We start from the raw sequence: 26705 nt of genomic DNA, 5'->3' as shown, positions 1-26705 counted from the left end.
GATTTTCCGTGCGTCACCCGCCTTGGAGTGCCTCCAAAGACGGCAGATTAATTTCAGATATGTTTTTCCCATTCGCGAGCATTCCGGTCCATGCGGATTTGATTAATGTCAAACAACAGGCCGGCTGAAGCGGCCGCATGGACGCAAACATCATGTTCCTCGCGACTGATAGTTCGAGGGCAGCCTCCCCGCTGCCCCGTGGCTGCACGTTCCGGGAAAGCGACTGGCACATTCTCGCCGGCTTCTGGCATCCCGTGGCGTTCCTCCACGAAGTCACCCCCGACAAGCCGCACGCCGCGCGCCTGCTGGACGTCGATCTGGTGCTCTATCGCACCGGCGACGGCATCACCGTGGCACGCGACCTATGCCCGCATCGCGGCACGCGGCTGTCGCGCGGATTCATCAAGGGCGACGAGATCGTCTGCCCGATGCATGGCCTGTCGTTCAATGGCGAAGGCCGCTGCACCCGCATTCCCTCGGTCGCCAACCCCGTTGCGCCCATCCCGCCGCGCCTGAAGCTGCAGACCGTGCTCTCGCAGGAGCGCTACGGGCTGATCTGGGTCTGCCTCTCCGGCGAGCCGATCTGGCCGCTGCCGGAATGGCCGGGAATCGGCAATCCGGCCTTCTCCAAGCTGTTCATGCCGGTCGACACCTGGATGGCGGCGGCCAGCCGGCATGTCGAGAATTTCAACGACATCGCCCATTTTCCCTGGGTGCACACGCAGAGCTTCGGCGGCGACACCGACTGGGCCGCGCCGCATTACGAGGTGACGCACACCGCCCACGGCCTGTCCTTCTGGATTCCCTATCTCGAAGGCGGCAACCGCTTCCCGGACGGGATCGAGGCGGAGCGGCGGCAGGTGGTCTATCGCTACGATCTGACCTTTCCGTTCTCCACCATCATCGCGGTCGAGCCGCAGGATTCCGACTTCGTGCACTATTTCGCCGACACGGTCTGTCCGGTCTCGGCGCACGAGACGCGGATCTTCCAGGTGGTGACGGACACCAGCGGCAATCCCGATCCGGAGCTGTGGACGCGCGACGCGCACATCATCAATGCCGAAGACAAACCGATGGTGGAGGAGCAGCGACCGGAAGACCTGCCGCTCGACCTGCGCGACGAGATCCATATCCCGGCCGATCGCCTGTCGATCGAATATCGCCGTGCGCTGGTCGGCAAGTTCGGCCTCGGCGCGCCGCTGACGAGCTGAGCGATGACGGCGCGCGATTTCCTTTCCGTCCGCGTGGAGCGGCGCCATGACGTCGCCGAGCGCGTGGCGAGCTTCGATCTCGTCGCGCTCGACGGCGCCGCCCTGCCCGGCTTCACCGCCGGCGCGCATGTCGAACTGGAAGTGGAGCCGGGCAAGACGCGCTGCTACTCGCTCTTTGGCGACCCGGCGGACCGGGCGCGCTACCGCATCGCGGTGCTGCGCGAAGAGGCCGGACGCGGCGGCTCGCGCGCCGTGCACGATACGCTTCACCCCGGCGCCATCGCGCGGATCGGCCTGCCGCGCAACGCCTTCGCGCTGGACGAGGACGCCCCGCACAGCCTGCTCCTCGCCGGCGGCATCGGCGTGACGCCGCTCTTGTCGATGGCGGCGCGGCTCAAAGCGCTCGGCCGTTCCTTCGAACTGCATCTGTGCTGCCGCACGCGCGCCGCCGCGCCCTTGCTGGCGGAGATCGAGGCGGCGGCGGGAGACCGCGCACGGCTTCACCTCGACGACGGACCGGCCGATCAGCGGCTCGATTTCACGGCCCTGGCCGCCGGCCTTCCCGCCGGCACGCATGCCTATGTCTGCGGACCGGCGGGCTTCATGAATGCGGCCACCGGCGCGCTCGCGGCCGGCCTGCCGCCCGCGGCCATCCACACGGAGAGCTTCGCGCCGGCCGCGGCCCGCAGCGGTGACGACGCTTTCACCGTCCGCCTCGCCCGCAGCGGGCTCGACGTCGAGGTCCCGGCCGGCGCCTCCCTGCTCGACGCCCTCGCGCAGGTAGGTGTGGTCCCCGAGACCTCCTGCGAACAGGGCATGTGCGGCGTCTGCCTCACACGCGTGCTCGGCGGCGTTCCCGATCATCGCGACAGCTATCTGTCGCCGCAGGAACGCCAGCGCGGCGACCTTATGACACCCTGCTGCTCCCGCTCGCTTTCCGACCTGCTCGTCCTGGACCTCTGACGCCCCTCTTTCACCCCCAAGGAGAAGACGCATGCCGAAGACGCTTCCCGCGATCACGCGTCGCGATTTCACGCTCGGTGCCAGCATGATCGCTGCGTCCCTCATCGCCGGCATGCCGGCCGCCCGCGCGGCCGACCCGACCCAGCTGCGGATCAGCCTGATCCTCGTCTCGGGCGTGGAAAATGGGTGGGAGGCGACGCTCATCGCCGCGCTTGAGCGCCTGAAGGCGGAAAAGCCGCACGGGCTCGAGGTGAGCTGGAAGGCCAGCGATCCGCTATGGGGCGACGAGGCTGGCGAGGCGATGCGGCTCTATGCCGAAAGCGGTGCCTTCGACGTCATCTGGGCGCACTCCACCTATTCCGACCAGGTGAAGAAGCTGAAGGACGCCTATCCCGAAATCCTCTTCGTCGTCTCCGGCTCCGGCAATGAGGGTCTCGGCGGCAACCAGTACTGGGCCTATAAGCGCGTTCATGAATCGGCATATCTGCTCGGCGTCATCGCCGGCCTGTCCAGCAAGACCGGCGTGATCGGCGCGGTCGGCACCTTTCCCGCCGACGACGTCAATGACAGCCTGAACGCCTATTTCGCCGGCGCCCGCTCGGTGCGCCCGGACATCAAGACCAAGGTCGCCTTCGTGCAGTCCTGGTACGACCCGCCGAAGGCGGCCCAGCTGGCCAATGCGCAGATGGCGGAGGGCGCCGATTTCATCTACCAGCTCGCCGCCAACTTCCAGCCCTGCGTCGAGAAGAACATTCTTTGCTTCGGCAACTTCTCTGACGAGAACGCGGCAGCGCCGGAAGTCGTGGTCAGCTCCTCCGTCGCGGTGTGGGACCCCGACGTGCGCCGCATCGTGAACGCCTGGTGGGCGCACAAGGCGGAAGGCAAGCCCTATGACGGCAACAAGGAGCCGGTATGGTTCCCGCTCGCCCAGGGAGGCACCGCCCTCGCGCCCTATCACGGCCTTGACGCCCGCCTGCCGCCCGGCACGGCGCAGAAGATCGAGGAACTGAAGGCGAAGATCATCGACGGCAGCCTCAAGGTGCCGCTCGACGTTTCCGAGCCGAAGGCAGGCTGAACCGCGGAAGGCCGCTCCATGAAGCTCCTCGAAGTCTGCCAGCTGTCGAAGAGATTCGGCGCGACGGTGGCCAACGACCAGCTGACGTTCGACGTCCGCGCGGGCGAGCTTCACTGCCTGTTCGGCGAGAACGGGGCGGGCAAGTCGACCTTGTCCGCCTGCCTCACCGGCTTTCACCGGCCTGATTCCGGCGCCATCGTCTTCGATGGCCGCGAGGTGGAGTTCGCCACGCCCGCCGATGCGCTCGACGCCGGCATCGGCATCTGCCGCCAGCATTTCTCGCTGGTCGAGCGCTTCACCGTGCTGGAAAACCTGCTGCTCGGCACCGAGCGCGGCGCGCTGCGCTTCGACATGGGCAAGGCTCGCGCGCGCTTCGACGAGCTCTGTCGCCGGCTGGGATTGTCCATCGGCGCGGACACGCCCGTCGCCCAGCTGGCGATCGGCGAGCGGCAATGGGTGGAGATCCTCAAGGCGCTGTATCGCGACGTCCGGCTGCTCATCCTCGACGAGCCGACCGCCGTGCTCACGCCGGCTGAATCGCAGCGCCTCTTCACCGCGATCGATCGCCTGCGCGGCGACGGGCTGACGGTGATCCTGATCTCGCACAAGCTCAGCGAAGTCATGGCCGCCGACCGCATCACCGTGCTGCGCCGCGGCCGGGCGGTGGCGACGGTGCGGCCGGACGAGGTCACACCGACCCGGTTGACCGCGCTGATGATGGGAGCCGAGCCGCCCCCGCCTCCCGCCCGCGCGGCCCGCCGGAAGGGCGAGGTGATGCTGGAGGTCGAGGGGCTGGCCGTGCCCGGCCCCCGACACGATTTCCGGCTCGAAGGGCCGCCGCTGCGCGTGCAGGCCGGCGAGGTGCTGGGCATTGCCGGGGTGGCCGGCAACGGGCAGCGTGAATTCCTCGATTCCCTGGTCGGTCTTGCCCGGCCGATGGCCGGCCGGGTGATGATCGCCGGCGCCGACATGACCCATGCCTCGCCCGCCGCGCGCATGCGCGCCGGTGTCGGCTCCATCCCCGAGGATCGCTATGGGGATGCGCTGGTGGGCGACTTCTCCATCGCCGAGAACATGGCGCTCGGCTGGCACCGCACCGGTCGGCTGGGGCGCGGCCCGCTGCTGTCGCGCCGGCGCATGGCGGCCTTCGCCCGCAGCGCGATCGAGCACTTCGCCATCCGGCAGGCCGGGCCCGACACGCCGGCGCGGGCGCTGTCCGGCGGCAATGCGCAGCGCGTCGTCGCCGCGCGGGAGATCGAGCGTGGGCGCTGCCTGCTCATCGCCAACCAGCCGGCGCGCGGGCTCGACGTCGGCGCCGTCGCCTTCCTCTATGAGCGGCTGACCGAGGCGGCCGAGCGCGGCGCCGCCGTCATCCTCGCCTCGGAGGAGGCGGAGGACCTCATCGGCCTGTGCGACCGCATCGCCGTGTTCTTCAAGGGCCGTGTCGTCGGTGTGGTCGAGGCTTCCACGACCAGCCTTGCCGAGGTCGGGGCGATGATGGCGGGGAAACCCGCATGAAGCTCACTCCCCGCAATGAACGCGCCGCCCTGTGGACGCTTGCCTGCTACGCCGCGGCCGTGCTGGCCTTTCTCGGCCTGAGCGGCCTGCTCGTGCTCTCGGTCGGCGGCTCGCCACAGGCCGCTTTCGCGGCGCTGCTGACCGGCGCGCTCGGGAGCAAGGCCGCCATCGGCAACACGCTCGCCAAGGCGACCCCGCTCGTCTTCACCGGGCTCGCCGCGGCCATCGCCTTCCGCGCCCGCATCTGGAGCATCGGCCAGGAAGGCCAGATGGTGTCCGGCGCCATTGCCGGCTATGGCGCGGTGCTGTGGTTCGGCCTGTCGGGACCTGCGGGCATCCTCGTCGCGCTGCTGGCCGGCATGGCCGGCGGGGCGCTGCTCGGGCTGATCTCCGGCGTGCTCGACGTGCGCTTCCGCGTCAACGTCATCATCTCGACGGTGCTGCTCAATTACTGCGTCGGTTACCTGCTGTCCTGGCTGTTGCAGCCAGGGATATGGGGCGATGTCGGACAGACCGTCTCCTACCAGCAATCCACCACGCTCGCCGACGGCCTGTTCCTGCCGCTGCTGCCGGGCTTGACCAAGGTGCATATGGGCGCTGTGCTCGCGCTCATCCTCACCATCCTCATCGGCATCACGCTGCGCTGGACCCGCCTCGGCTTCGAGATCCGCGGCTTCGGCCTCAATCCCCGCGCCATGGTGGCGCGCGGGGTGGATGCGGGGCGGCTGGTGCTGGTGGTGATGGCGGGAAGCGGCGCGCTGGCAGGGCTTGCCGGCATCGGCCAGATTCTCGGCGAAGCCCACCGGCTGCGGCCCGATGCGCTGGCGGGCCTCGGCTATACCGGCATCGTCATCGCCCTGATCGGCCGCAATTCGGCGCCCGGCACGCTGGTCGCGGCGCTGTTCTTCGGCGGGCTGGCCGCCGGCGGGCTGACGATGCGCGTGGTCGCCGACATCCCCTCCTCCCTCGTCACGGCGATGCAGGGCATCGCGCTGATCGCCTTCCTGCTCGCCGAGATCGCCAGCGGCTACCAACTGGTCCGCGCCCGCCGCGAAAAGGAGATGCCGGCATGAGCGACCTCCTCAGCGGGACGATCCTCCTCGCCATGCTGATCGCGGCGCTGAAGATGGCGACGCCGCTGCTGATTTCCGCCATGGGCGAGCTGGTGGCCCAGCGCGCCGGCATCTGGAACATGGCGGTCGAGGGCACCATGCTGATCGCCGCCTATATCGCCTATGTCGTGATGGTGCTGACCCAGTCGCCGGGGCTGGCGTTGGCGGCCGCCGTCGCGGCGGCGCTGCTGACGGGGGCGCTCAACGGCGTGCTCTGCGTGCTGTTCCGGCTCGACCAGTTCGTCACCGGGCTGGCGCTCAACCTGCTCGCCTCCGGCGTCACGCTGTTCTGGTTCCGCGCCGGCCTGCAGGGCAAGGGCGTGCCGACCTTCCGCAGCCTGCCGGCTATCACCGAAGGTCCGTTTGCCGGCCTCCACTGGATGACGTTCCTCGCCTTCCTGGCCGTCCCGCTGGTCTGGTGGTTCCTCGAGCGGACCCGGCCGGGGCTGGAACTGCGCTGCCTCGGGGAGAACCCGGAAGCGCTGGATCTGCGCGGAGTCAATGTGCAGCGCGGGCAGATCGGCGCGTTGCTGTTCGCCAGCGCGATGACCGGGCTAGCCGGCGGCTTCCTCATGCTCGCCTTCTCCGACCGCTTCGTGCCCGACTTCACCGGCGGGCGCGGCTGGCTGGTGGTGGTGGCGCTGATCGCCGGCAATTGGCGGCCCGGCCGGGTGCTGATCGCCGTGCTGTTCTTCGCCGCCCTGGAGGCGCTCGCCATCCAGAGTCGCGTCAGCGGCAGCTTCCTGCCCGAGCAATTGCTGCTGGCCGCCCCCTATCTCGTCTCCCTCGCCCTGATGGCGGCGTTCCGCTCCACCTCACTGGAACCCGCCGCTCTCGGCATTGCCTATCGCCGCCGCTGATGGAACCGCGTCATGACGACAGAAACCTATAGCGATCACCCCGTAACGCCGCTGCGCGAAGGCTGGCATGCGGTCGCGCTGTCGCGCGACGTGCCGGTCGGGCAGCCCCTGCCCGTCATCCTCGGCGGCCGCGAGATCGTGGTCTGGCGCGGGGAAAGCGGCGCCGTGCGGGCCTGGGTCGACCGTTGCCCGCATCGCGGCATGCGGCTTTCCTTCGGCTTCGTGCGCGGCGACACGCTGTCGTGCCTGTATCATGGCTGGCGCTACCGGCTGGACGGCGGCTGCGAGCATATTCCCGCCCATCCCGACCTCGTGCCGCCCAAGACCATCACCACGGATGCCTACCCGACCGCGGAAGCGGCCGGTCTTGTCTGGCTGCGGATCGGTGCCGGCACGGAGACGCCCGAAGCCCCGGCGGGCGACTGGCAGGGCGCCGCGAGCGTCACCATCGACGTCGCCGCCGACGCCCTCTGCGCCGGGCTGGCGCTGCCGACCGGCTTCCATGCCGAGGTGCAGCCGGTGGTCGAGAACCGCTGCCGGGTGCATGTGATCGCCCCCTATGGCCGACTGAAGGAAGCCGCCGCCTTCGCCGCGCAGCTGCGCCATCAGGTCGAAACCCAATCCCTTCTCGCTGCGGAGTGACGCTCGTGACCCTGACGACCGACCAAGCCGCCCTCAATGACTGGTACGTCGTCGGCATCGGTGCCGACGTGACGCCGCAGGCCCCCCGTGCGACGCGCCTGCTCGGGCAGGATATCGCGATCACGCGGGCGCCGGACGGAACCGCCCTCGTGAAGATGGTCGGCGGCGCCGATGACGGGCGCCTCTGCCGCGTCCGCGAGTGCTACGGCTTCATCTGGACCAGTTTCGGCGCCCCCAACCGCGACATCTTCCCGCTCGACGAGGCGCTGGAGCCGGATCGCCGCCTCGTCACCTGCGGCATGGTGGAAGTCGCCGCCTCCGGCCTGCGGCTGGTCGAGAACTTCCTCGACATGGCGCATTTTCCCTTCGTCCATACCGACATTCTCGGCGCGCTCGACAAGCCCGAGGTCGAACAGTACCAGGCCGAGATCCGCACCGAGGTGGACGAGGTGTGGGCGACCAACTGCCGATTCTGGCAGCCGCTCGCGGCCGCCACCTCCACCGGCGGGCAGACCAGCCATTACGTCTACCGCGTGGTGACGCCGTTCAACGTGCTGCTCTACAAGACCTGCCCCGAAGCGCCGGAGCGGTTCGACGCCATCGCGCTGTTCATCCAGCCGGTCGAGGCCGACCGCTCCATCGCCTATCCGCTGATGGTGGTGATCGACCAGGTGAACACCGACAAGGACATCATCATGTTCCAGCAGAAGATCTTCCTGCAGGACCGGATGATCCTGGAGAACCAGCGCCCCCGGAAGCTGCCGCTCGATCCCCGCGCGGAAATCCCCACCCGCGCCGACCTCTCTTCCGTCGCCTATCGACGCTGGCTGAAGGCCAAGTCGCTGCGTTACGGCTCCTATGAATATGCGGAGGCGTGAAGGCGATGAGCCTCGTCCTGTACAATCACGACCTGCTGGCGGACGCCTACAAGGTGCGTCTCTTCCTCAGCCTTCTCGGCCTGCGCTATGAGCGGCCGACCGTCGCCATCCTGCCGGGAAACGGCAATGACGCGCCCGCCTACCGGGAACTGAACCCGGCCGGCACCGTGCCGACCCTGGTAGATGGCGCCGTCGTCCTGACCCGGCCGGAGGCGATGCTGGTGCATCTCGCCGAGCGCCATGACACCAGCGGCACATGGCTTCCGGCGGATCCGGCGACCCGGGCGGCGGTGTTCGACACGCTCGCCTTCGCGGCGGGAGACCTCAAGGCCGCCGAGGAGGCCCGGCTCGAATCGATGCTCGGCCTGGTGCCGGGCCACAGGGATGCCTTCAAGGCCGCCCGGCAGGCGTTTCGGCTGCTGGAAGGGCAGTTGATCCGGCGCCACCTCGACGGTGAGGCGTTCCTCACTGGCGCGAACCCGACGATCGCCGATGTCGCCGTCTTCCCGGCGGTAGCGCTCTCCGCGGATTTCGGCCTCGGCATGGAGGAGTTTCCGCGCCTGCTGATATGGGCGCGCCGGATCCACAAGCTCGACGGTTTCATCACCGCGCCGGGCGTTCGCGAAGTCGTATGATAGGGCGCGTAAGGTGTGTTGCGGGTGCCGATGCAACCACGCAGCGGCCGCATCAGCCCTTTGGACGACAGGAATGTCACTATAGTACCGTGTACCGGGACGAGTCGGGTGTCGGGCGGGGCTTGGCGGACATCCGCCAGAGGACGCGGCTGCGAAAGGATCCGGCCTAGATGATTCAGAGATCCGGTCCTTCGCGCCGGCACGCCGCTGGCGCCTCCCTGCTCGGCGCCGTCGCCGGCGCCCTCCTGCTCGCAGGCTGCAATGAACAAAACACCTTCGCCGCGCCCCCGCCGGCCAAGGTCACAGTCGCCACGCCGATCCAGGCCCCGGTGACGCTCTATGCCGAATTCACCGGCAAGACCGCCCCCTCGCAGGAGGTGAATCTCGAAGCGCGCGTGCAGGGCTATCTCACCCTCATCGGCTATCGCGACGGCGAGGCGATACGCAAGGACCGGGTGCTGTTCGAGATCGAGAAGGATCAGTACCGCGACCAGGTCGCGCTGCAACAGGCGGAGCTGGCCATTGCGCAGGCCAAGGCGGCCAATGCGCAGACCGAATTCGACCGGCAGGCCGACCTCGGCCAGAAGCAGGTGTCGAGCCAGCGCAGCGTCGACGACGCCCGCGCCACGCTCGACGCCGCCAAGGGGCAGGTGGCGGCCAACGAGGCCAGCCTCGCCCTGGCCCAGCTCTCCTATGACTACACCACTATCCGCGCGCCCTTCGACGGGGTAGTGACGCGCCACCTCGTCGATGTCGGATCGCTCGTCGGCTCCTCGGGCCCGACCAAGCTCGCCACCATCCTTCGGGTCGATCCGCTCCACGTCTATTTCAACATGAGCGAGCAGCAGCAGATCGCCATGCGCGATGCCCTGGCGGCGCAGGGCAAGACGCTGCGCGATGTCCGCGAGAGCCGGGTCGAGCCGCCGGTCGAGATCGCCCTCGCCGGGGAGGCGACCTACAAATATGCCGGTAGGATCGACTACATCGCCCCGCAGCTCGACGGCGCCACCGGCACGCTGCAAATGCGCGCCGCGCTGCCCAACAAGGACGTCGAGCTGATCCCCGGCCAGTTCGTGCGGGTGCGCGTGCCGATCGGCAGGATCGACAACGCGCTGCTCGTCGACGACACCGCAGTGCAGGCCAACCAGACCGGCAGCTATGTGATGGTGGTCGGCACCGACAATCTGGTGGAACAGCGCTCCGTCACCACCGGCCCGGTCGAGGGACAGCTGCGCGTCATCACCAAGGGCCTGAACGCCGACGACAAGGTGGTCATCGGTTCGCTCCAGCGCGCGGTCGCCGGCAAGAGCGTCACACCCGTCGCCGGCGCCATGGCCACGCTCCCGCAGGCATCTCCCGCTTCGACACCCGCGAGTGTGCCCAAGACCCCCTGACATCCGGCCAGTTCCGAGGCGGACCCATGCTTTCGCGCTTCTTCATCGAACGGCCGGTGCTCTCCAACACGCTGGCCCTGCTGATCGTGCTGCTGGGCGCGCTGTCGCTCACCAGCCTGCCGGTGTCGCAATATCCCGATGTGGTGCCGCCCACCGTCTCGGTGACCGCGACCTATCCCGGCGCCAGCGCCCGCACCGTGATGGACACGGTGGCGCTGCCGATCGAGCAGCAGGTCAACGGCGTCGAGGGCATGATCTACATGCAGTCGACCAGCGGCAATGACGGCAGCTATTCGCTGGTGATCACCTTCGACATCGGCACCGACCCTGATATGGCGCAGGTGCTGGTGCAGAACCGCGTGTCGCTCGCCACCGCACAACTGCCGAGCGCGGTCTCGACGCAGGGGCTGAATGTCCAGAAGAAGTCGACCTCGATCCTGCAATTCGTGAACCTCACCTCGCAGGACGGGCGCTACGACAATCTGTTCCTCGCCAACTACGCGACCATCAGTCTCGAGAACGAGCTGGCGCGACTGCCCGGCGTGGGCTCGGTCACGGTGCTCGGCTCCGGCAGCTACGCCATGCGGATCTGGCTCGACCCGGACCGGTTGCAAACCTACGGCCTGACGCCGGCCGACGTCACCGCCGCCATCCAGCAACAGAGCACGCAGGTCACCGCCGGCATGGTCGGCGCACCGCCGACGCCGTCCACAGTGAACTTCCAGTACGTCATCAACGTCACCGGGCGGTTCAACGAGGCGAAGGACTTCGAGAACATCGTCGTCAAGGTGGCCGACGAGGGCGGCGGCCGGATCGTGCGCATCGGCGACATCGGGCGTGTCGAGCTCGGCGCGGCCACCTATGGCCATACGGCGACGCTGGACGGCAAGCCCTCCGCCGCCATCGCCATCTCCCAGCTCACCGGCGCCAATGCGCTCAGCGTCGCCGAAGAGGTGAACGCCAAGATGAAGGAGCTCGGCGCCTTGTTCCCGGCGGGGCTCGACTACAAGGTCTCGTTCGACAGCACCAAATTCGTCAGTGCCTCGGTGGATGAGGTCTATGAGACGCTGATCATCGCGGCGGTGCTGGTGCTCGCGGTCATCCTCGTCTTCCTCCAGGACTGGCGGGCCATGCTGGTGCCGGCGACCACCGTGCCGGTGACCATCATCGGCGCCTTCGCCGCCATGGCCCTGCTCGGCTACACCATCAACACCACCAGCCTGTTCGCCCTGGTGCTGGCGATCGGCATCGTGGTGGACGACGCCATCGTCATCGTCGAGGGCGTGGCGCGCCACATGGACGGCGGCATGTCGAGCCGCGAGGCCGCCATCAAGGCGATGTCGGAACTCACCGGCCCGATCATCGGCATCACGCTGGTGCTGATGGCGGTGTTCCTGCCGGCTTCGATGATGTCCGGCCTCACCGGCAAGATGTACCAGCAGTTCGCGCTGGTCATCGCCGCCACGGCGGTCATCTCGGCGGTCAACGCGATGACGCTGAAGCCGACCCAGTGCGCGCTGTGGCTGCGCCCCTCCACGCCGCCGGAGCAGCGCAACATCCTCTACCGCGCCTTCAACGCCGCCTATGGCTGCACCGAGGCGCTCTATGTCGCGCTGGTGCGCCGCCTGGTGCGCGTCGCCGTCCTCACCAGCCTCACCGGCCTCGTCCTCATCGCCCTCGCCCTCTACAGCCTGTCACAGGTGCCGACCGCCTTCCTGCCGAGCGAAGACCAGGGCTATTTCATCGTCAGTCTGAACCTGCCGGACTCGGCCTCTGCCCAGCGCACGGAGGCGGTGGTGGCCACTGCGGTCGCGAAGATCCGGCCGCTCGAGGGCATAGACAGCGTGATCGGCGTCTCCGGCATCTCGCCGCTGGACAACAATACCGCGCTCTACAACACCGGCATGCTCTATGTCGTGCTGAAGGACTGGAGCGAGCGCAAGACGAGCGCGCTTAGCGCCGCCAGCATCGGCGGCAAGGTGCGCGCCATGCTGGACGATCTCGGCACCGCCGAGGCGATGGTGATGATGCCGCCGCCGATACAGGGCATCGGCAACTCCTCCGGCTTCGCCATGATGGTGGAGATGAAGGATGGCAGCTCGGATTTCTCCGCCCTGCAGAACGCCGCCAATGATGTCGTCGAGGCCGCCGCCACCCAGACCAGCCTCTCCCATGTCGGGACCAATTTCCGCGGCAAGGTCAAGCAGCTGCGGCTGGAAGTGGACCGGGTGAAAGCGGAGACCTACGGCCTGACGGTCGGCCAGGTGTTCTCGGCGCTGGAGGCCTATGTCGGCTCGTCCTATGTCAACCAGTTCACCCGCTTCAATTATGTCTTCCAGGTCTATGTGCAGGCCGACGCGCCGTTCCGCCTTCAGCCCGGCGACATCCTCAATCTCAAGGTGAAGGGCGCCAATGGCGAGATGGTCGCGCTCGGCCAGGTTGCGCATTTCGTCGACGAAGTCGGCCCCCCGCTGATCACCCTGTACAATCTCTACCCGGCGGCGCAGATCACCGGCAGCCCGGCGACGGGCTTCAGTTCCGGCCAGGCGATGACGCTGATGAGCCAGGTCGCCGCCTATTCCCTGCCTTCGTCCATGGGCACGGCGTGGACCGGCATGTCCTATCAGGAGAAGCTGGTCGGCAACCAGATCTACTATGTCTTCGGCATCGCGCTGGTGCTGGTCTATTTCGTGCTGTCCGGCCAGTACGAGAGCTGGCTGCAGCCGCTGGCGGTCATCCTCGCCGTGCCGCTCACTCTGCTCGGCACGGTGGCGGCGCTGGGGATCACCGGCCTGCCGAACGACCTCTATACGCAGATCGGCATCGTGCTGCTCATCGCGCTGGCGGCCAAGAACGCCATTCTCATCGTCGAGTACGCCCGCGAGAAGCGCATGGAAGGGATGGACATCGCGGAAGCCGCCATCGAGGCGTCGCGCCTGCGGTTCCGCCCCATCCTGATGACCTCCTTCGCCTTCATCTTCGGCATGCTGCCGCTGGTGTTCGCCTCGGGGGCGGGCGCCGGCGCCCGCGTATCGCTCGGCATCGCCGTGGTGAGCGGCATGCTGGCCTCCACGGGGCTCGCGGTGCTGTTCGTCCCGGCCTTCTTCACCGTGCTGGAACAGTTGCGGGGCACGCCCGCCACTTCCTCGAAGACCCGTCTCGCAACGGAATGATCCCGAGGAAAATGGCGGCCCGTCCATCGACGCTGGCGCGGCCCCTTCCGGGCCGAACGCTCAGACCAGCTCGAAGCGGATGTCCTGCTGGCCTTCCAGAAGCGTCTTGCGGCCGAGCGTGTAGAGGTTCTCCAGCCCTTCCGTGAGGGTGAGGAAGTGGTTGCCGGACAGAGGACCGGCCTTGGAGGCGAAGGCCACATTGCCATAGGCCAGCAACAGCTCGGTCTCCGACACGCCGCCGGGATAAAGCACGACCTGCCCCGGCGAGGGATAGCAGGTATTGTTCTCGAAGCTGACGCCGAAATCGAGATCGCCGAGCGGCACCCACACGCCTTCCCCGCTCCAGCGCACATGGATGATCTTGCTGACGAACGGCATGCGCGCCTTGAAGGCGGCGACCGTCTTCGGGGCCGCCTTTTCCTCGAGGTGGCCGAAGAAGGTGTAGGGGCCGGCCGTCACTTTCACGCGGGTCATTCTGTTCTCTCCGATGCAATCAGGTGTCGAGGTGGTCGATGAAATCGGCGAGCACGCGCGCGCCGGTCTCGATGTCCTTCGGCGCGGCATACTCCGCGGGGTTGTGGCTGATGCCGTCGCGGCAGCGCACGAACAGCATCGCGAACGGAAGGCGGCCCGAGAAGGCCATGGCGTCGTGCCCCGCCCCGCTCGGCATGCGCCGCAGCGGCAGCCCCAGCCGCGCCAGCGCGTCGGCAAGCCCGACCTGGAGCCGCGCGTCGCACGGCGCCGCCGGCGCCTCGTAGCCGATATCAACGCGCGCGGCTACGCCTCGCCGCTCGGCGATGGCCGCGATCGACCGGCTGAGCGCTGTGACCGCCGCATGGCGCACGCCATCGTCGGGGCTGCGGATGTCGAGCGTGAAGGAAACCGCGCCCGGCACGGTGTTCGGCGCCGCGTCCTCGCCCTCCAGCCGCCCCACGGTGGCTACGAGATCCGGCGTTGTGGCACCGAGGCGCTCCACTTCAAGCACCATTTCGGCGCTGGCAGCCAGCGCGTCGTGGCGCAACGCCATCGGCACCGTGCCGGCATGGCCGCTCTCCCCACTCACACGCACGCGGCCCCGGCTGGCGCCGTTGATCGCCGTCACCACCGCGACCACGAGGCCCTCGCGCTCGAGAACCGGCCCCTGCTCGATATGCATCTCGACATAGCCGAGCACATTGGCGGGATTGCGCGCCTCCAGCGCAATGCGTGCGGGGTCGCAGCCGAAGGCGACCAGCGCCTCGCGGCGCGAGACGCCGTTCTCGTCGCGCTCGTCCAGCAGGGCCGGATCGAACCGGCCCGCCAGCGCCCGCGAGCCGCCGAGCGCGCTCGCAAAGCGTACGCCCTCCTCATCGCCGAACGCCACCACCTCTATAGCGAAGGGCCGCCGGCGCCCTTGCGCGGCGAGCCGGCCGACCAGCTCGATGGCGGCGACGACGCCGAGCATGCCGTCGAAGCGCCCGGCATTGCGCACCGTGTCTATATGCGAGCCGATGAGCAGCGTCTTCGCCGCTGGGTCCGTCCCCTCATAGCGGCCGACCACATTGCCGACAGCGTCGATCCGCGCGCGCATGCCGGCCTCCTCCATCCAGGAGGCGACGAGGTCGGCGGCGCGGCGATGAGCGGGGGAGAGATAGAGCCGGGTCAGGCGGCCGGGCTCGTCGGTGATCGCGGCGAGCGCCTCCAGCCGAGCGGCAATGGCCGTACCTATGCCCATGCTCACGGCAGGAGCGCCCACTGGGCGAGCGCGTGGCGCTCCTCGGGCGTGATCTCGGAGACGTTGTTGGGCGGCATGGCGTTGGTGCGCCCGGCATAGAGGCCGATGACCGGCTTCCACCGCTCGATCTCCTCGGCCGTATCGAAGCGCACGTCCTTCGGCGCGACGGTGAGGCCCGGCCAGGCCGGGGTCGCGGCATGGCACATGGCGCAGCGGCCCTGCACGATACCGACGATCTCTTCCGGCGCCGGCGGCAGCCCCGCCACCTCGATGGGATCGGGCAGCGCATCGAGGCTCAGCGCCTCGCGCGCGGCGGGGGCCGAGAGGGCGGAGATGGCGATCGCGGCGGCGATGCACAGGCCGGCGACACCCCACGTCCACCAGGGATCGCTCTTGCCGGCGTGACGGATATTGTAGAACACGCGCACCAGCGCGCCCGCCACCAGCACCAGCCCGACGATGACGAAGGCGTAGGGTGAGGTGAAGACCAGCGCGAAATGGCTCGACAGCATCAGGAACAGCACCGGCAAGGTCAGGTAGTTGTTGTGCGTCGAGCGCGTCTTGGCCTGCTTGCCATAGGCAGGGTTCGGCAGGCGCCCGGCCACCAGATCGGCGATCACCTTGCGCTGGTTCGGCATGATGTTGAGGAACACATTGCCGACCATCATCGTGCCGATCAGCGCGCCGGTATGAATCAGCGCACCGCGGCCGGAGAACATTTGCTGGTAGAACCACGCCATGAACACGATGAACACGAAGCCGACGGCGGCCAGCGCCATCTCGTGCTTCGCCAGCTTTGAGCGCACCAGCCCGTCATAGACCAGCCAGCCCACCAGCAGCGAGCCGAAGCCGATCCCCGCCGCCGTCAGCGGCGTCAGCACCCGCACCGAGGGGTCGATGAGATAGAGCTCGGCGCCAAGATAATAGATCCAGCCCAGCAGGAAGATGCCGCTCAGCCAGGTGCTGTAGGCCTGCCATTTGTGCCAGATCAGATGGTCCGGCAGGCGGTCGGGCGCGACAAGATATTTGCGCACCTGGTAGAAGCCGCCGCCATGCACCTCCCAGGCCTCGCCGCCCTTGCCGGCTGGAATCTCCGGAATGCCGCGCAGCGCCGCGTCGAGATGCATGAAATAGAAGGACGAGCCGATCCAGGCGATGCCGGCCGTTATGTGGGTCCAGCGCGTGATCAGCGACACCCATTCGACGACGACGCTTTCCATGCGGACATTCCTCCCCGGCTGATGGATTAGGAATAGCGCAAGCGCGGCCTTGCGATAGCGTCGGAAAGCAGGGAGGACTTTCAACCGAACGGGAAAAATCGCTCCGCCGCTGGGTGGGAGTCGCGGCGGGCCGGAGGCCGGAAAGACTTTCCCGAATTGATTGAAAGTGCCGGCGCACGGGAAGGCTATTCTCCCAGCCGGGGACGACAGGCAGGGAAGCGCCAGATGGGACGACTGACGACACATGTGCTCGACACGACGCGCGGCACGCCCGCGCGGGGCGTGCGCATCGAGCTCCAGCGCGCCGTGGGCGCCGGCTTCGAGACCATCGCCGAGGCTCGCACCAATGAGGACGGGCGCTGCGACCGGCCGCTGCTGGAAGGCGACGCGCTGGTGCCCGGCACCTATCAGCTACTGTTCCACATCGGCGACTATTTCCGTGCCGGCGCCGGCACGGAGGCTTCGCCCTTCCTGGACATCGTGCCGATCCGCTTCGCCATCGCGGCGGGACAGGCGCACTACCACGTTCCGCTGGTGGCGACGCCCTGGAGCTATTCGACCTATCGCGGGAGCTGAACCGATGACGCCTTCCGACTACCCCCGCGACATGGTCGGCTATGGCCGCACCCCGCCCTTCGCCGACTGGCCGGGCGGTGCCCGTGTCGCGGTACAGTTCGTGATCAATTACGAGGAAGGCGGCGAGAACAACATCCTGCACGGGGATGCCGCCTCCGAAGCCTTCCTGTCCGAAATCGTCGGCGCCCAGCCCTGGCCCGGCGAGCGGCACATGAACATGGAGTCGATCTACGAGTTCGGCTCCCGCGCTGGCTTCTGGCGGCTGCACCGCCTGTTCGCCGAACGGAATATTCCCGTCACGGTCTACGGCGTCGCCACCGCGCTGATGCGCAACCCGGACGCGGTCGCGGCGATGGGCGAGGCCGGATGGGAGATCGCCAGCCACGGGCTGAAATGGATCGACTACCGCGCCATTCCCGCCGCCGCCGAGGCCGCCGACATCACCGAGGCGATCCGCCTCCACACTGAGGTCACCGGCACGCGTCCGCTCGGTTTCTATCAGGGCCGCACCTCGGTCAACACGCTGCGGCTGGGCATGGAGGAAGGCGGCTTTCTCTATCTCGCCGATTCCTATGCCGACGAACTTCCCTATTGGCTGGAAGGACTGCGCGGCCCGCAGCTCGTGGTGCCCTACACGCTCGACGCCAACGACATGCGCTTTGCCACCCCGCAGGGCTTCAATTCCGGCGACCAGTTCTTCACCTATCTCAAGGACAGTTTCGACCTGCTCTACGCCGAAGGCGAGCGAGCGCCGAAGATGCTGTCGGTGGGCCTGCACTGCCGGCTGGTCGGGCGGCCCGGCCGCGCCGCGGCACTGGCGCGCTTCCTCGACTATGTGCAGGGGCACGAGAAGGTGTGGCTGGCGACGCGGCTCGATATCGCCCGTCACTGGATCCGCCGGCACCCGCCGCACGGCGGCTGGAAGCCGAGCCGGCTGGCCCGCGCCCTCTTCGTCGAACGCTTCGGCGGCGTCTACGAGCATTCGCCGTGGATCGCTGAACTCGCCTATGATTCCGGGCTGTCATCGGCCACCGACACGGCCGAGGGTCTCGCAGCAGTGATGGCGGCGGCGGCCGCGCGTGGCAGCCCCGCGCAGAAGCATGCGCTGATCCTCGCCCATCCCGATCTCGCGGGAAAGCTGGCGCTGGCCGGGGAGCTCACCGCCGAATCGACCGGCGAACAGGCCGGCGCCGGGCTCGACCGGCTCTCGCACGAGGAACTCGCCCGCTTCACCGCGCTGAACGAGGCCTACCGCGCGCAGTTCGGCTTCCCCTTCATCATGGCGGTGAAGGGCAGGACCAAGGCCGACATCCTCACCGCCTTCGAGCGCCGGTTGGACAATTCGCCGGCGCAGGAAGAGGAAACCGCCCTCACCGAGATCGACCGCATCGCCCGGCTTCGGCTCGCCGACCTGCTCGCCTGAGAGCGAGGGGGCTCCGCGCCTCAGCCGGCAATCGCCCGCTTCATCGGCCGGCCGGCGATGTAGGTCTCGGCCACCGCGCGGTCGTCGCCGAGGATCTGTAGCAGGAACAGTTCCTCCGCCAGCGTCTCGATTCGCTCGGCACGCAGCCGCATCGCCGGCGTGGCGCGACAATCGAGCACCACGAGATCGGCGTCGCGGCCGGGTGCGATCGTACCGATCCGCTCCTCGAGGCCGAGCGCGATCGCATTGCCACGCGTCGCCCAGTAAAAGGCCGCGAGCGGATGCATATTCTGCCCGCGCAGTTGCAGCACCTTGTAGCCCTCGTTCAGGGTTTGCAGCAGCGAATAGGAGGTGCCGCCGCCGACATCGGTCGCCACGCCGGACACCACCCCGGCGGCGCGCAGCCCCTGCGCATCGAACAGGCCGGAGCCGAGGAAGAGATTGGAGGTCGGGCAGAAGATCGCCCGCGTGCCGGTCTCCGCCATGCGCGCGATCTCGCGCGGCTCCAGATGCAGGCAGTGCCCCATCAGCGTGCGGGGGCCAAGCAGGCCGACGCCCTCATAGACGTCGAGATAGTCGCGGGCTCCCGGAAACAGCTCCAGTGTATAGGCGATCTCGGCGAGGTTCTCGCTCAGATGGGTCTGGACATGCAGATCCGGGTGCTCGCCGGCCAGAGCGCCGGCCAGCTTCAGCTGCTCGGGCGAGGAGGTGATGGCGAAGCGCGGGGTAATGGCGTAGCGCAACCGTCCCTTGCCGTGCCAGCGCGCGATCAGCGCCTTGCTCTCGTCATAGCCGGACTGCGCGGTGTCGCGCGCGCCCTCGGGGGCGTTGCGGTCCATCATCACCTTGCCGGCGATCAGCGCCATGTCGCGGGTAGCGGCGGCAGCAAACAGCGCCTCCGCACTTGCCGCATGCGCCGAGGCGAAGGCGCAGGCGGTCGTGGTGCCGTGCGCGACCAGCTGGTCGAGAAAGGCGCCGGCCATCCGCTCGGCATGACCGATATCGCTGTAGCGGCTTTCCTCGGGGAAAGTGTAGCGGTTCAACCAGTCGAGCAGCTGCGTGCCCCAGCTCGCGATCACCTGCACCTGCGGGAAATGGATGTGCGGATCGATGAAGCCCGGCAGGATCAGGTTCGGCCGATGGTCGATCTCTGCCACACCCTCCACGCGCAGGCCGGCATAGGGGCCGACGGCGAGGATGAGGCCATCATCGATGAGGATCGCACCGTCCTCGATATAGCGATGATTGTCCTCGCTCTCGGCCGGATCAGCGTGGAAGGTGAGAATGCGGCCGCGCAGCAGGGTCCTGGTCATCGTGCCTCGGATCTCAATCGACAAGGAAGACGGAAGGGGTCGGGGCGGCAATCGCCTCGACGGGGGTGGCCGGCCGCGCCAGCAGGCACGACAGGAGCTCGGCGGCGGCGAAGGCGGCGATCACCTCCGGCCGTTTGTCGCGCGGAGACTCCGCCGCGATCGGGCACACCAACGCGCCTGCGTCGATACCCTCGCGGGCGGCGTGGTTGAGGAAGGTCGCCTTCTTGGTGCGGCTGCCGATCATTCCGACATACCCGGCATCGCCACGCTTCAGCGCCTCGACCGCGAGCATGAAATCCAGCGCGTGATCATGGGTGAGGATGACATAGGCGGCACCCGGCGGGGCGGCGCGGATTTCCACTTCCGGAAGCGCGGAAAGCGTGGTCGCCACATGGGCCGGCGCCAGGGAAAGCTCGGCGGCGCGGGTATCGATGAGGCGTGGCGACAGCGGCAGCGGCGCCAGCGCCACTGCCAGCGCGCGCCCGACGTGACCGGCGCCGAAAATCAGTACCGGCGGGCCGGGCTCGGCGGGCGCCGGCCGGGCACGGTCAAAGGCGAGTTCCACCCGCCCGCCGCAGCACTGGCCGATCTCCGGGCCGAGCGCCACGTCCATGCTGGCGGTGGCCTCGCCGCGCTCCAACATCTGCCGGGCGCGATCGATGGCCATATATTCGAGATGGCCGCCGCCGATGGTGCCGCTCGCTGCGTCCCGGCCGACGAACATCTCGGCTCCTTCCTCGCGCGGGGTCGAACCACGCGCCCGCACGACCCTGACCCGGATCATGACGTCCCCCCTCGCCGCAGGCGCTCGACAGCCATCAGCACGCGCTCGGGCGTCGCCGGGGCATCGAGCCGGGGGGCCTCCCGGTAGTTCGCGATCGAGGCGACCGCCATGCCCAGCGCCTCGAACACGCTGATGCCGAGCATGAAGGGTGGCTCGCCCACCGCTTTGGAGCGCTTGATGGTCCGCTCGCGATTGACCGACCATTCGGCGAGGCGGACGTTGAATATCTTCGGCCGGTCGGAGGCGAGCGGGATCTTGTAGGTCGACGGCGCGTGGGTGCGCAGCCGCCCCTTGTCGTCCCACCACAATTCCTCGCTGGTCAACCAGCCAACGCCCTGTATGAGGGCGCCCTCCACCTGCCCCTTGTCGATGGCCGGGTTGAGCGAGCGGCCGACATCGTGCAGCACGTCGACCCGCTCGATGGTGTATTCGCCGGTCAGCGTGTCGACCGACACCTCGGCGCAGGCCGCACCATAGGCGAAGTAGTAGAACGGCCGCCCCTGCCCCTCGGCCCGGTTCCAGTGGATCTTCGGCGTCGCGTAGAAGCCGGCGGCGGAAAGCTGCACCCGCGCGAAATAGGCCTCACGCACCACCTGCTCGAAGGCGATCGCCTCGCCGCGCACCACCACGCGGTTGCGGGCGAACACCACCTCGTCCGGCGTCGCGTCGCGGCTTTCGCACAGGAACCGCACCAGCCGCTCGCGGATCTGCCGGCAGGCGTCGAGTGCGGCCATGCCGTTGAGGTCGGTACCAGAGGAAGCCGCGGTGGCGGAGGTGTTGGGCACCTTCTCCGTGGTGGTCTTCGTCACCTTGATACGATCCATGTCGATCTGGAAAGCCTCGGCCACCACCTGCGCGACCTTGGTGTTGAGGCCCTGCCCCATCTCGCAGCCACCGTGATTGAGATGGACCGAGCCGTCGGAATAGACATGCACCAGCGCGCCGGCCTGGTTGTAATGGGTGGCGGTGAAGCTGATGCCGAACTTCACTGGCGTCAGCGCGATGCCGCGACGGATGACGCCACCCCGCGCATTGAAGGCCAGCACCTCCTGCCGGCGCCGGGCATAGTCGGCGCTCGCTTCCAATTCCTCGAACAGACGCGGCAGGATCTGGTCCTCGACCGGCTGATGATAGGGCGTGAGCTGGCCGTCGCGGTAGAGATTGGCCTTGCGTACGGCAAGCGTGTCCTGCCCCGTGGCGTAGGCGATCTCCTCGATGATCCGCTCGGCGACGATGACGCCCTGCGGCCCACCGAAGCCGCGAAAGGCGGTGTTGCTCACCGTGTGCGTGCGCCAGGGATGCGAGCGCAATTCGACATCGGGGTAGAAATAGGCGTTGTCAGCATGGAACAGCGCACGGTCCGTCACGGGGCCGGAGAGGTCGGCGGAGAAGCCGCAGCGCGCGTGCCAGTCACCGGTGACGGCGAGAATGCGGCCGGCCTCGTCGAAGCCGACTTCATAGTCGACCACGAAATCGTGCCGCTTGCCGGTGGCGATCATGTCCTCGTCACGGTCGGGGCGGAGCTTCACGGCGCGGCCGAGCCGGCGTGCCGCGAGGGCGGCGACACAGGCGAACAGGTTCATCTGCGTCTCCTTGCCGCCGAACCCGCCGCCCATCCGCCGCACATTGACCACCACCGCATTGGCGCGCACGCCGAGGGCATGCGCCACCATGTGCTGCACCTCGCTGGGGTGCTGGGTGGAGACGAAGATCGTCATCTCGTCGTCCTCGCCGGGGATGGCGAGCGCGATCTGGCCTTCGAGATAGAAATGGTCCTGCCCGCCGATTTCAAAGCGGCCGGCACAGCGGAGCGGCGCCTTCGCCATCGCGCTCTCCGGGTCGCCCCGGCGCAGGCGGAGCGGCTCGGTCACATAGTCCATGCCGGCATCGCGGGCGGCGAGCGGGGCGAGATGATGCGGCAGCGCCTCGTAGTCGATCTCGGCGCGCGCCGCCGCGTGGCGGGCCTGCAGCCGGGTTTCGGCGATCACGGCGAAGAGCGGCTGACCGTGGAACATCACCTCGTCGGCGACGAGGATTGGGTCGTCATGCTTGCCGGTCGGGCTGATGTCGTTAGGACCGGGAATGTCGGCAGCGGTCAGCACCATGACCACGCCGGGCGCGGCACGCACCTTGTCGAGATTCATCGAACGGATGCGGCCATGGGCGATCGTCGACAGGCCGAGGGCGGCGTGCAGCGTGCCTTCCGGGACGACCAGGTCGTCGGTGTAGTCGGCCTGTCCGGTGACATGCTTGGTCGCCGATTCATGCGCCACGCTCTGGTGGGCGGCACCCATGACGACATCCATATCGAGGGTTTCGTGCTTCATGTCGTCCCTCCCGTGTTTCATGCCTTCACCAGACGATCGATACCCACCGGCTCGCTCGCGCCAGACTGCTCCAGCCAGAAGCGCCGGAACAGATTGGACGCGACGGTCTGGCGGTAGTCGGCGCTGGCCCGCCAGTCGGTGAGCGGGGAGAAATCGCTCCTCACCGCCCGCGCGGCGGCCTCGAAACTCTTGCCGGCAAAGGGCTGGCCGATCAGCGCCGCCTCGGCGCCGCGCGCGCGCTGGGGGATGCCCGCCATGCCGCCGAAGGCGATGCGGGCCTCGCGGATCACCCCGCCGCTCTCCCGCACCATGAAACCCGCTGATACCGCGGAGATGTCGGCATGGGCGCGCTTGGACACCTTGTAGGCGGCAACCCGTGCGCCTTTGGAGCGGGGAATGAGGATGGTCTCGACGAACTCACCCGGCGCGCGGTCCTGCTTTCCGTAGGCGATGAAGAACTCCTCCAGCGGCAGCGTGCGCCGCGCTGCGCCCTTGCGCAGCACCAGCCGGGCGCCGAGGGAGATCAGCAGCGGCGGCATCTCGCCGATCGGCGAGCCATTGGCGATGTTGCCGCCGATCGTGCCGGCATTGCGCACCTGCCAGCCGCCGATGCGCAGCAGATAGGCCTCCGCTTCCGGCAGATGGTTGCGCGCGAGGGAAAGGAACTCGGAATAGGTCACGCCGGCGCCGATGCGGATCTCCTCGTCATCCGCCGCCATGTCCTTCATCAGATGGCCGATGAAGATGCCAGGGCTGATGCGGCGCAGATGCTTGGTGACCCACAGTCCGACATCGGTGGCGCCGGCGACGATGGTGGCCTCGGGATGGGCCATCAGCACCTCGGCCAGCGCGTCGACATCTACCGGCACGATGGCGCGTTCCTCGCCGCGGCTCACATCCGCCCCGGTGCCGGCCAGCGCCGCGAGCCTTTCCATCACCGCCGCACGCTCGACATTCAGCGCGTCGCGCGCCTGTCCGCCGGCGCGGGTGACGGCCAGCGCCGCCTGCACGATCGGCTCATAGCCGGTGCAGCGGCAGAGATTGCCTTGGAGGGCGGTCTCGATGTCGATGACGCTCGGGTCGGGATTGCTCATCCACAGTCCATACAGCGCCATGACGAAACCGGGCGTGCAGAAGCCGCACTGGCTGGCGTGGTGCTCCACCATCGCCCGCTGGACCGGATGCAGCCCGCTCGCGCCGGAGAGGTGCTCCACCGTGACGACATGGCAGCCATGGCAGGAGGCGATGAGGCGGATGCAGGCATTGATCGGCTCATAAACCAGCGCGCCCGCCTGCAGCCGGCCGACCAGCACGGTGCAGGCGCCACAATCACCTTCCGCACAGCCCTCCTTGGTGCCGGTGAGTCGGCGCTCCAGCCGCAGGAAATCCAGCAGCGTGTCGCCCGGGCCGGCAGCCGCAATGCTCACCTCGCCGGCATTGAGCAGGAAGCGGATTTCGCCGGCCATTGCATCTCTCCTTCTTTCTGGGATTAGAATGCTCAAAAAAATGCGGCCGGCAGAAGCCATTTCCGACATGGAACAGTTTCAACGGTTTCATTAGAAATCGAGGTCGACGTGTCTTATCTCGAAAGCCTGCGTGTGTTCGCCCGCGTGGTGGCGCGCGGATCGATCTCGGCGGGCGGACGGGACCTGCGCATCACCCCGGCGGTAGCGTCCAATCGGATCAAGGAACTTGAGGCCCATTTCGGCGTGCGGCTGCTGAACCGCACCACGCGCCGGCTCGCCCCCACCGAGATCGGCGCGGTCCTCTACGAGCAGGCCCGCAAGGTGATCGCCGCGCTTGACGAGGCGGAAGCGATGCTCGCCTCGTTTTCGGGAACGCCGCAAGGCGTGCTGCGCGCCGTGGCACCGCTTGGCCTCGGCCGACGGCTGATCGCCCCGCTGGTGCCGCGCTTCTGCGATGAACACCCGGAAATCCAGGTGAGGCTGCGCCTTTCCGACCGGGTGGTGAACATCGTCGAGGAAGGTGTCGATGTCGCCTTCTTCCTCGGCCAGCCGGAGGATTCCTCGCTCAGCTGGCGCAAGATCGCCGAGTGCGGCCGCGTGTTGGTCGCCTCCCCCGATTATCTCGCCCGCCACGGCACGCCGAGCGTTCCCGACGACCTGATGGACCACAACTGCCTGCTGCTGCGCTTCCCGCGCTCGCCGGAATATTTCTGGGTGCTGGAGACGCCCGAGGGTCGGCGCAAGATGACCGTCTCCGGCCGTTTCGATGCCGATGACGGCGACGTGCTGACGGGTTGGGCGCTCGGCGGTGCAGGCATCGCCAACCGCCCGCGCTATGAGGTACGCGAGCATCTTGCCGCCGGAAGCCTGGTCGAGATCCTCCCGGACACGCCACCCATGGGCGCGCAGTTCGGCTGCCTCACCCCCCATCGCGAGTTTCAGGACCCGAAGGTGCGGCTCTTCATCGACTTCGCCGCGCGCGCGCTGAAAGGCGCGTTCTGAACGCGGAAGAGGCCCGGCCGACCGGCCGGACCTCTTTTCGTCTGATGGAGGCACGTGCCGTCAGCCTTCGGGGTAGAGCACGAAGCGGATGACGAACAGCGCGGCGACGACCCAGGTCGCCACATGCACCTCGCGCCCCCGCCCGGTCAGCAGCTTGAGCACGGCATAGCTGACGAAGCCGACGGCGAGGCCGTTGGCGATCGAATAAGTGAACGGCATCATGACGGCGGTGAGCACCGCCGGCACCGTCTCGGTGATGTCGTCCCAGTGCACCTCGGCCAGTTCGCGCACCATGATGGCCGCGACATAGAGCAGGGCGGGCGCGGTCGCCTGTGCCGGCACCGAGCCCGCCAGCGGCGCGAGGAAGGTGGCGAGGAGGAACAGCAGTGCGACGGTTAGGGCGGTCAGGCCGGTGCGTCCGCCCGCCTGCACGCCGGAGGCGCTCTCGATATAGGCGGTGGTCGAGGAGGTGCCGAGCACCGAGCCGGCGACGATGGCGGTCGAATCGGCCATCAGCGCGCGGCTGAGCCCCGGATTGGTGTGGGTCGGCCCCTTGATCAGCAGCCCCGCCCGCTTGGCGACGCCGATCAGCGTGCCGGTGGCGTCGAACACCTCGACCAGCACCATGACCAGCACGACATGCAGCAGCCCGCCATGAAGCGCGCCCATCACGTCGAGCTGCATGAAGGTCGGGGCGATGGAGGGCGGCATCGAGGCGATGCCCTCGAAATGGCTGACACCGAGCAGGATGGAAGCCGCCGTGGTGACGAGGATGCCGATGAGTATGGCCCCCGGCACCTTGCGCACATCGAGCGCGGCGATGACGAAGAAGCCGCCGATGGCCACCAGCGCGCCCGGTGAGGTGAGGTCGCCGATCGTCACCAGAGTGGCCGGACTGGCCACGACGATGCCAGCGCTCTTCAGCGCGATGATGGCGAGGAACAGCCCGATGCCGGCGGCGATGGCGCTGCGCATGGAGGTGGGAATGCCGTCGATCAGCCGGCGGCGCAGTCCCGTGGCCGACAGGAGCAGGAAGACGAGGCCGGAGATCAGCACCGCGCCCAGCGCCTGCTGCCAAGTGTAGCCGAGCTTGGCGACGACGGTGAAGGCGAAGAAGGCGTTCAGTCCCATGCCCGGCGCCATGGCGATCGGCCAGTTCGCCCACAGCGCCATAGTGGCAGAACCAATGGCCGCCGCGAGACATGTCGCCACGAAGACGGCATTCGGATCCATGCCTGTCGTCGCCAGAATCTTCGGATTGACGAAGATGATGTAGGCCATCGTCAGGAATGTCGTACACCCCGCGATGATTTCTATGCGGATACTTGATTTCAGCTCTTTTATGCGGAAAAGTCGGTCGAGCATGGCGTTTCTCCCAGCACATCTTGTTGTTTTTCGATGTGATCTGATGACGCCATG

Annotated in this window: 22 protein-coding genes; 14 read left to right on the top strand and 8 right to left on the bottom strand. The window is 68.0% G+C overall.

Translation table 11 applies throughout. The features are described 5' to 3' along the window. Positions 1 to 137 precede the first annotated feature (137 nt). The 11 genes from ACO2RV_RS17585 (at position 138) to ACO2RV_RS17535 (ending at position 13461) form a co-directional block, all read left to right on the top strand. A complete protein-coding gene (locus ACO2RV_RS17585) occupies positions 138 to 1211 on the top strand; it encodes an aromatic ring-hydroxylating oxygenase subunit alpha (RefSeq protein WP_423295323.1) in 1074 nt (357 codons plus the stop codon). Between the two features lie 3 nt (positions 1212 to 1214). Further along, on the top strand, positions 1215 to 2174 hold the full coding sequence (locus ACO2RV_RS17580) for a PDR/VanB family oxidoreductase (protein WP_423295321.1): 960 nt from the start codon (positions 1215 to 1217) through the stop codon (positions 2172 to 2174). A 31-nt stretch (positions 2175 to 2205) separates the two neighbouring features. Next, positions 2206 to 3249 carry a BMP family lipoprotein gene (locus ACO2RV_RS17575; protein ID WP_423295319.1) on the top strand — a complete coding sequence of 348 codons (1044 nt, stop codon included), beginning with the start codon at positions 2206 to 2208 and terminating at the stop codon, positions 3247 to 3249. Between the two features lie 18 nt (positions 3250 to 3267). Beyond that, a complete protein-coding gene (locus ACO2RV_RS17570) occupies positions 3268 to 4767 on the top strand; it encodes an ABC transporter ATP-binding protein (RefSeq protein ID WP_423295317.1) in 1500 nt (499 codons plus the stop codon). Beyond that, positions 4764 to 5840, top strand: a complete 1077-nt coding sequence (locus ACO2RV_RS17565; RefSeq protein ID WP_423295315.1) for an ABC transporter permease — start codon at positions 4764 to 4766, stop codon at positions 5838 to 5840. Before ACO2RV_RS17570 ends, ACO2RV_RS17565 begins: the two co-directional genes overlap by 4 nt. Continuing rightward, positions 5837 to 6739 carry an ABC transporter permease gene (locus ACO2RV_RS17560; protein WP_423295313.1) on the top strand — a complete coding sequence of 301 codons (903 nt, stop codon included), beginning with the start codon at positions 5837 to 5839 and terminating at the stop codon, positions 6737 to 6739. The genes ACO2RV_RS17565 and ACO2RV_RS17560 overlap by 4 nt, the downstream gene beginning before the upstream one ends. A 12-nt stretch (positions 6740 to 6751) precedes the next feature. Beyond that, positions 6752 to 7381 (top strand): Rieske 2Fe-2S domain-containing protein, encoded by a 630-nt coding sequence (locus tag ACO2RV_RS17555; RefSeq protein ID WP_423295311.1) that lies wholly within the window; start codon positions 6752 to 6754, stop codon positions 7379 to 7381. A 5-nt stretch (positions 7382 to 7386) separates the two neighbouring features. Further along, entirely contained in the window at positions 7387 to 8259 is an 873-nt protein-coding gene (locus ACO2RV_RS17550) for an aromatic ring-hydroxylating dioxygenase subunit alpha (protein ID WP_423295309.1), read from the top strand. Between the two features lie 5 nt (positions 8260 to 8264). Next, a complete protein-coding gene (locus ACO2RV_RS17545; protein ID WP_423295307.1) occupies positions 8265 to 8894 on the top strand; it encodes a glutathione S-transferase family protein in 630 nt (209 codons plus the stop codon). 170 nt (positions 8895 to 9064) lie between these two features. Next, positions 9065 to 10288 carry an efflux RND transporter periplasmic adaptor subunit gene (locus tag ACO2RV_RS17540; RefSeq protein ID WP_423295306.1) on the top strand — a complete coding sequence of 408 codons (1224 nt, stop codon included), beginning with the start codon at positions 9065 to 9067 and terminating at the stop codon, positions 10286 to 10288. A gap of 26 nt (positions 10289 to 10314) precedes the next feature. Next, positions 10315 to 13461, top strand: a complete 3147-nt coding sequence (locus tag ACO2RV_RS17535) for an efflux RND transporter permease subunit (RefSeq protein WP_423295305.1) — start codon at positions 10315 to 10317, stop codon at positions 13459 to 13461. 60 nt (positions 13462 to 13521) lie between these two features. Here the strand turns inward: ACO2RV_RS17535 and ACO2RV_RS17530 are convergent, their stop codons facing one another. The 3 genes from ACO2RV_RS17530 to ACO2RV_RS17520 are packed head-to-tail and all read right to left on the bottom strand — an operon-like array spanning position 13522 to position 16395. Continuing rightward, positions 13522 to 13935 carry a DUF3830 family protein gene (locus tag ACO2RV_RS17530; protein WP_423295304.1) on the bottom strand — a complete coding sequence of 138 codons (414 nt, stop codon included), beginning with the start codon at positions 13933 to 13935 and terminating at the stop codon, positions 13522 to 13524. A gap of 19 nt (positions 13936 to 13954) precedes the next feature. After that, a complete protein-coding gene (locus ACO2RV_RS17525; RefSeq protein WP_423295439.1) occupies positions 13955 to 15175 on the bottom strand; it encodes an allantoate amidohydrolase in 1221 nt (406 codons plus the stop codon). Between the two features lie 2 nt (positions 15176 to 15177). Next, positions 15178 to 16395, bottom strand: coding sequence for a urate hydroxylase PuuD (locus ACO2RV_RS17520; RefSeq protein ID WP_423295302.1), 1218 nt, complete (start codon positions 16393 to 16395; stop codon positions 15178 to 15180). 225 nt (positions 16396 to 16620) lie between these two features. Here ACO2RV_RS17520 and uraH point away from each other — a divergent pair, with 225 nt between their 5' ends. Then, entirely contained in the window at positions 16621 to 16971 is a 351-nt protein-coding gene (gene uraH, locus ACO2RV_RS17515; RefSeq protein WP_423295300.1) for a hydroxyisourate hydrolase, read from the top strand. Positions 16972 to 16975: 4 nt separating this feature from the next. Beyond that, complete coding sequence (gene puuE / locus ACO2RV_RS17510; RefSeq protein WP_423295298.1) at positions 16976 to 18394, top strand: allantoinase PuuE; 1419 nt, start codon at positions 16976 to 16978, stop codon at positions 18392 to 18394. 20 nt (positions 18395 to 18414) lie between these two features. On the opposite strand, the gene guaD is transcribed toward puuE, so the two are convergent. The 4 genes from guaD to xdhA are packed head-to-tail and all read right to left on the bottom strand — an operon-like array spanning position 18415 to position 24284. After that, positions 18415 to 19707 (bottom strand): guanine deaminase, encoded by a 1293-nt coding sequence (gene guaD, locus ACO2RV_RS17505; RefSeq protein WP_423295296.1) that lies wholly within the window; start codon positions 19705 to 19707, stop codon positions 18415 to 18417. A 13-nt stretch (positions 19708 to 19720) separates the two neighbouring features. Further along, positions 19721 to 20491 (bottom strand): xanthine dehydrogenase accessory protein XdhC, encoded by a 771-nt coding sequence (xdhC, locus tag ACO2RV_RS17500; RefSeq protein WP_423295293.1) that lies wholly within the window; start codon positions 20489 to 20491, stop codon positions 19721 to 19723. Further along, on the bottom strand, positions 20488 to 22818 hold the full coding sequence (gene xdhB, locus ACO2RV_RS17495; protein WP_423295291.1) for a xanthine dehydrogenase molybdopterin binding subunit: 2331 nt from the start codon (positions 22816 to 22818) through the stop codon (positions 20488 to 20490). The genes xdhC and xdhB overlap by 4 nt, the downstream gene beginning before the upstream one ends. A gap of 17 nt (positions 22819 to 22835) precedes the next feature. After that, on the bottom strand, positions 22836 to 24284 hold the full coding sequence (xdhA, locus tag ACO2RV_RS17490; protein WP_423295289.1) for a xanthine dehydrogenase small subunit: 1449 nt from the start codon (positions 24282 to 24284) through the stop codon (positions 22836 to 22838). A 108-nt stretch (positions 24285 to 24392) separates the two neighbouring features. Here xdhA and ACO2RV_RS17485 point away from each other — a divergent pair, with 108 nt between their 5' ends. Then, positions 24393 to 25286 (top strand): LysR family transcriptional regulator, encoded by an 894-nt coding sequence (locus tag ACO2RV_RS17485; protein ID WP_423295287.1) that lies wholly within the window; start codon positions 24393 to 24395, stop codon positions 25284 to 25286. A 60-nt stretch (positions 25287 to 25346) separates the two neighbouring features. Here the strand turns inward: ACO2RV_RS17485 and ACO2RV_RS17480 are convergent, their stop codons facing one another. Beyond that, positions 25347 to 26651 (bottom strand): NCS2 family permease, encoded by a 1305-nt coding sequence (locus ACO2RV_RS17480; RefSeq protein WP_423295285.1) that lies wholly within the window; start codon positions 26649 to 26651, stop codon positions 25347 to 25349. Between the last annotated feature and the right edge of the window lie 54 nt (positions 26652 to 26705).

The organism is Ancylobacter sp. VNQ12, assembly GCF_049445835.1.
Lineage (GTDB): Bacteria > Pseudomonadota > Alphaproteobacteria > Rhizobiales > Xanthobacteraceae > Ancylobacter.
The sequence above is the reverse complement of the archived record's forward strand: the minus strand, read 5'-3'. Positions and strand labels throughout refer to the sequence as shown.

What these genes read in the sequence shown, in the direction of transcription:
- ACO2RV_RS17585 (WP_423295323.1), top strand. Translation starts at nt 138, where the DNA reads ATGGACGCAAACATCATGTTCCTCGCGACTGATAGTTCGAGGGCAGCC.
- ACO2RV_RS17480 (WP_423295285.1), bottom strand. Translation starts at nt 26,651, where the DNA reads ATGCTCGACCGACTTTTCCGCATAAAAGAGCTGAAATCAAGTATCCGC.
- ACO2RV_RS17580 (WP_423295321.1), top strand. Translation starts at nt 1,215, where the DNA reads ATGACGGCGCGCGATTTCCTTTCCGTCCGCGTGGAGCGGCGCCATGAC.
- ACO2RV_RS17575 (WP_423295319.1), top strand. Translation starts at nt 2,206, where the DNA reads ATGCCGAAGACGCTTCCCGCGATCACGCGTCGCGATTTCACGCTCGGT.
- puuE (WP_423295298.1), top strand. Translation starts at nt 16,976, where the DNA reads ATGACGCCTTCCGACTACCCCCGCGACATGGTCGGCTATGGCCGCACC.
- ACO2RV_RS17555 (WP_423295311.1), top strand. Translation starts at nt 6,752, where the DNA reads ATGACGACAGAAACCTATAGCGATCACCCCGTAACGCCGCTGCGCGAA.
- ACO2RV_RS17570 (WP_423295317.1), top strand. Translation starts at nt 3,268, where the DNA reads ATGAAGCTCCTCGAAGTCTGCCAGCTGTCGAAGAGATTCGGCGCGACG.
- guaD (WP_423295296.1), bottom strand. Translation starts at nt 19,707, where the DNA reads ATGACCAGGACCCTGCTGCGCGGCCGCATTCTCACCTTCCACGCTGAT.
- ACO2RV_RS17565 (WP_423295315.1), top strand. Translation starts at nt 4,764, where the DNA reads ATGAAGCTCACTCCCCGCAATGAACGCGCCGCCCTGTGGACGCTTGCC.
- ACO2RV_RS17540 (WP_423295306.1), top strand. Translation starts at nt 9,065, where the DNA reads ATGATTCAGAGATCCGGTCCTTCGCGCCGGCACGCCGCTGGCGCCTCC.
- ACO2RV_RS17535 (WP_423295305.1), top strand. Translation starts at nt 10,315, where the DNA reads ATGCTTTCGCGCTTCTTCATCGAACGGCCGGTGCTCTCCAACACGCTG.
- ACO2RV_RS17530 (WP_423295304.1), bottom strand. Translation starts at nt 13,935, where the DNA reads ATGACCCGCGTGAAAGTGACGGCCGGCCCCTACACCTTCTTCGGCCAC.
- ACO2RV_RS17525 (WP_423295439.1), bottom strand. Translation starts at nt 15,175, where the DNA reads ATGGGCATAGGTACGGCCATTGCCGCTCGGCTGGAGGCGCTCGCCGCG.
- xdhA (WP_423295289.1), bottom strand. Translation starts at nt 24,284, where the DNA reads ATGGCCGGCGAAATCCGCTTCCTGCTCAATGCCGGCGAGGTGAGCATT.
- uraH (WP_423295300.1), top strand. Translation starts at nt 16,621, where the DNA reads ATGGGACGACTGACGACACATGTGCTCGACACGACGCGCGGCACGCCC.
- ACO2RV_RS17545 (WP_423295307.1), top strand. Translation starts at nt 8,265, where the DNA reads ATGAGCCTCGTCCTGTACAATCACGACCTGCTGGCGGACGCCTACAAG.
- xdhC (WP_423295293.1), bottom strand. Translation starts at nt 20,491, where the DNA reads ATGATCCGGGTCAGGGTCGTGCGGGCGCGTGGTTCGACCCCGCGCGAG.
- ACO2RV_RS17520 (WP_423295302.1), bottom strand. Translation starts at nt 16,395, where the DNA reads ATGGAAAGCGTCGTCGTCGAATGGGTGTCGCTGATCACGCGCTGGACC.
- xdhB (WP_423295291.1), bottom strand. Translation starts at nt 22,818, where the DNA reads ATGAAGCACGAAACCCTCGATATGGATGTCGTCATGGGTGCCGCCCAC.
- ACO2RV_RS17560 (WP_423295313.1), top strand. Translation starts at nt 5,837, where the DNA reads ATGAGCGACCTCCTCAGCGGGACGATCCTCCTCGCCATGCTGATCGCG.